Origin of the sequence: Streptomyces sp. NPDC005955 (assembly GCF_042871255.1) — a bacterium.
GTDB lineage: Bacteria > Actinomycetota > Actinomycetes > Streptomycetales > Streptomycetaceae > Streptomyces.
In genome coordinates, this window is the sequence record NZ_JBIAIF010000034.1 from 1 (window position 1) to 4,685 (window position 4,685).

The following is a 4,685-nucleotide window of genomic DNA, read 5'->3' on the forward strand; positions in this document are numbered from 1 at the left end:
GAGAAGCTGTCGGACGCGGTGGCGAACGGGCATCCGGTGCTGGCCGTGCTGCGGGGTTCGGCGGTGAACCAGGACGGTGCGTCGAACGGTTTGACCGCGCCGAACGGTCCCGCGCAGCAGCGGGTGATCCGGGCCGCGTTGGCGGACGCCGGGCTGTCGGCGGCCGAGGTGGACGTGGTGGAGGGGCACGGCACGGGCACCAAGCTGGGTGACCCGATCGAGGCGCAGGCCCTGTTGGCGACGTACGGGCAGGACCGTCCGGAGGGCCGGCCGCTGTGGCTCGGCTCGGTGAAGTCCAACCTCGGCCACACCCAAGCCGCCGCCGGCGCGGCCAGCATCATCAAGCTCGTCGAGGCGATGCGGCACGACACCCTGCCGAAGACCCTGCACGTGGACGAGCCCTCGTCGTTCGTGGACTGGGACTCCGGAGCGGTGGCGCTGGCGACCGAACCGGTCGACTGGCCGCGCGGCGAACGCCCCCGACGGGCCGGCATCTCCGCCTTCGGCATCAGCGGCACCAACGCCCACGTCATCATCGAAGAACCGGACCTCCCCGCCCCGCCGCAGGAGGAGGAACCGCCCGGCACCGGCGCGCGGGTCCTGTGGCCCCTGTCCGCCGGAACCGAACAGGGCCTGCGCAACCAGGCGCAACGCCTCCACGCACACCTGCTCGCCCGGCCGCAGGAACGCATCGAGGACATCGCCCACTCCCTGGCCACCAGCCGCGCCGCCCTGCCGCACCGGGCCGTCCTCGTCGGCCACGACCGCGCCGCCCTGCTCGACGGACTCGACGCGGTCGCCGCCGGCCGCAGCGACAACCGCGTGGTCCGGGGCACCCCCGCCGCGGGCGACCTGGCGTTCCTGTTCACCGGCCAGGGCAGCCAACACCCCGGCATGGGCCGCGAGCTGTACGCCCGCTACCCCGTCTTCGCCACCGCCTTCGACCAGGTGTGCGACGAGTTCGGGGACCGGCTCGGCAAGCCGCTGCGTGAGGTCGTCCTCGACGGCGAGCCCGGCGAACTGGACCGGACCCTCTTCGCCCAGGCCGGCCTGTTCGCCCTGGAGGTCGCCCTCAGCCACCTGCTGCGCCACATCGGCATCCGACCCGGCCGGGTCGCCGGACACTCCATCGGCGAACTGACCGCCGCACACGTCGCCGGAGTGCTCACCCTCCCCGACGCCGTCACCCTCGTCGCCGCCCGCGGCCGGCTGATGCAGGCCCTGCCCGAGGGCGGCGCCATGGTCTCCGTACGGGCCGCCGAGTCCGAGGTGACCCCCCTGCTCGAAGGCCACCACGACCAGGTCGCCGTGGCCGCCGTCAACGGACCGCGGTCCGTGGTGATCTCCGGCGCCGAGGACCTCGTCACCGCACTGGCCGAACGACTCGCCGAACGCGGCCACAAGACCCGACGGCTCCGCGTCAGCCACGCCTTCCACTCCCCCCGCATGGACCCGATGCTGGAGGAGTTCCGGGCGGTCGCCCACACCCTCACCTACCACCCGCCCACCCTGCCGGTGGTGTCCAACCTGACCGGTGAGGTGGTCCCGGCGGAGGAGATCTGCGCACCGGAGTACTGGGTCCGACACGTCCGGGAAGCCGTGCGCTTCGGCGACGGCGTCCGCACCTTGCAGGACAGCGGCGTCACCACCTTCGTGGAGATCGGCCCCGACGCCGTGCTCAGCGCCATGGGCCAGGAATGCGTGACGGCGGACGGCAGCGGCCCCGAGCCGGAGTTCGTCGCCGCGCTGCGCCAGGACCGCTCCGAGGAACAGACCTTCCTCACCGCGCTCGCCCGCCTCCAGGTGCGCGGCTGGACACCGGACTGGAACGCCCTGACCGGCCCCGGGGGCGCGCGCCGCGTCGACCTGCCGACGTACGGCTTCGACCACAAGCGGTACTGGCCGGTCGCCGTGGCCCGCAGCGCCGCCGACGCGGCCGGGCTCGACGTCACGACCCATCCGCTGCTCGGCGCCGCGGTGCGCCCCGCGGACACCGACGCGCTGCTGCTCACCGGGCGCCTCGGCCTCCAGGCCCACCCGTGGTTGAACGACCACCGGGTCTGGGACACCGCCCTGCTGCCCGGTTCCGGACTGGTGGAACTGGCCCTGGAGGCCGCGGAGCAGGTCGGCGGGGCCGCACTCGAAGAGCTCACCATGCTGTCGGCCCTGGTCCTGCCGGACACCGGCGCCGTCGACCTCCAGGTGTCGGTGGCCGAGGCCGACGACACCGGCCGCCGCTCCCTGACCGTGCACGCGCGCCCCGCCGGCGCGGACACCGGCACCGGCACCGGCACCGACGACTGGACCCGCATCGCGGCCGGTGTCCTCGCCCCCGAGGACCGCACCGGGGCCACCGGGCTCGACTTCCCGGCGATCTGGCCGCCCGCCGACGCGACCCCCGTGGACCTCACGCACTGGTACGAGACCATCGCCGAGAGCCGACTCGACTACGGACCCGCCTTCCAGGGCCTGCGCCGGGCCTGGCGCCGGGGCTCCGAGGTCTTCGCCGAGATCGGGCTCACCGAGGACGACGCCCAGCGGGCCGGCGAGTACGGGCTGCACCCGATCCTGCTCGACGCCACCCTGCACGCCATCGGCCTCGGCGCACTGCCGGTGAGCGAACAGACCCGACTGCCGTTCGTGTGGACGGGCGTCCGCCGCTGGTCCGCGGGTCCCTCGGCGGTCCGGGCCCGGATCGCCCCGGCCGGACCGGACGCGGTGTCGCTCACCCTCACCGACCCGTCCGGCCGCCCCGCCCTCTCGGTCGCCGCACTCACCGTGCGCCCCGTCTCGCCCGAACAACTGGGCCAGGGCACCCCGGCCCGGTCCCTCTACCGGCGGCGGTTCGTGGACCTCGCGGCGCCCCAGCCCGAGCCCGCCACCTGGGCCCTGCTGGGTGACGCCGCCGAGCTGGCCCCCGACCTCGTCGCCGCCGGGCACCGGACCGGCACCCACACCGACCTCGCCGCGCTGACCGCTGCGGTGGACGACGGCGCCGCCGTGCCCGACGCCGTCCTGCTGCCGTTCCCCGCGCCCGACGCGGACGGCGACACCGCAGCCGCGACCCGGGCCGCCTGCCACACCGCACTCGCCCTGGCCCAGACCTGGCTCGCCGACGAACGCTTCACCGCCTCCCGGCTGGTGCTGCTCACCCGGGACGCGGTCGCCGCGGCCCCGACCGACACCGTGACCGACCTGCCGGTGGCCGCCGCCCGTGGCCTCCTGCTGTCGGCCGCCACCGAGAACCCCGGGCGCATCCACCTGGCCGACCTGGACGCGGCGGACGCCTCCCGCGCACTCGTGCCGCACCTGATCGCCGTCGACGAGCCGCAGACCGCGCTCCGGGCGGGGACCCTGCTCGGCGCCCGACTCGAAGCGGTGCCCGAGGACGCTGCCCCGCCCGAGTGGCCCGGGCACGGCACGGTCCTGGTCACCGGGGCGACCGGTGCGCTCGGCGGGCTCGTGGCCCGACACCTCGTCACCGCGTACGGGGTCCGGAAGCTGCTGCTGGTCAGCCGCCGCGGCACGGACACCGGACTGGGCGCCGAACTGGCCGCCCTCGGCGCCTCGGTCACCTTCGCGGCCTGCGACGTCGCCGACCGCGACGCGCTCGCCCGCACCCTCGCGCAGATCCCGGCGGAACACCCCCTCACCGCGGTGGTGCACGTGGCCGGGGTCCTCGACGACGGCGTCGTGGGCGCGCTCACCCCGGAGCGCGTCGACACCGTACTGCGCCCCAAGGTGGACGCCGCCTGGAACCTGCACGAACTGACCCGCGACGCCGAGCTGTCCGCCTTCGTGCTGTTCTCCTCGGCCGCCGGCGTCTTCGGCAGCGCCGGACAGGGCAACTACGCCGCGGCCAACGCCTTCCTGGACTCCCTCGCCGCCCGGCGCCGCGCCGAGCAGCTGCCCGCCGTCTCGCTGAGCTGGGGGGCGTGGGCCGACGGCATGGCGGCGGACCTCGGCGAAGCCGACCGGGCCCGGGCCACCCGCGCCGGACTGGGCGCGCTGAGCCAGACCGAGGGGCTGCGACTCTTCGACGCGGCCCTCGGCGACGGCTCCGCCCACCTGGTCCCGCTGCACCTGGACACCACCGCACTCAACGGCGACGTACCGCCGCTGCTGCGCGGACTCGTGCGCACCCGGCGCACGCCCCAGCGCCGCGGATCGGGCGAGGACGGCGCGGACTTCCTGCTGCACCGCCTCACCGGCCTCACCCCGCGCGAACAGGAGAAGGTCCTGACCGACCTGATCCGCGCCGAAGTGGCCGCGGTGCTCGACTACGCCGAGGCCGGCGGCGTCCCTGAAGGGCGCAGCTTCATCGAGCTCGGTGTCGACTCGCTGACCGCACTGGAACTGCGCAACCGCATCGGCAAGGCGATCGGGAAGCCGCTGCCGCCGACCCTGGTCTTCGACCACCCGACCCCGGCCGCGCTCGCCCGCCAGCTCTGTGCGGAGCTGTTCCCCGACGCCGCGGAAGGGGACGAGGACGAGTTCGACGAGGCGCGGTTCCGCCGGGAGCTCGCCGCGGTTCCCCTCGCCCGGCTCCGGGACGCCGGACTGCTGACCCCACTGCTTGCCGTGCTCGGCGCCGAGCCTGTCGAGGAGTCGGTCGACGATTCGAGTGACGATGAATTGATTGATGGTTTGGGTGTGGCGGATCTGATTCGTTTGGCGCGTGAGGG

The 4,685-nt window shown here is 74.9% G+C and carries 1 protein-coding gene; it reads left to right on the forward strand.

Annotated features, from left to right (window positions below):
• A partial coding sequence (locus ACFYOU_RS33270) for an SDR family NAD(P)-dependent oxidoreductase (RefSeq protein WP_391311042.1) occupies nt 1–4,685 on the forward strand: 4,685 nt, incomplete at both ends.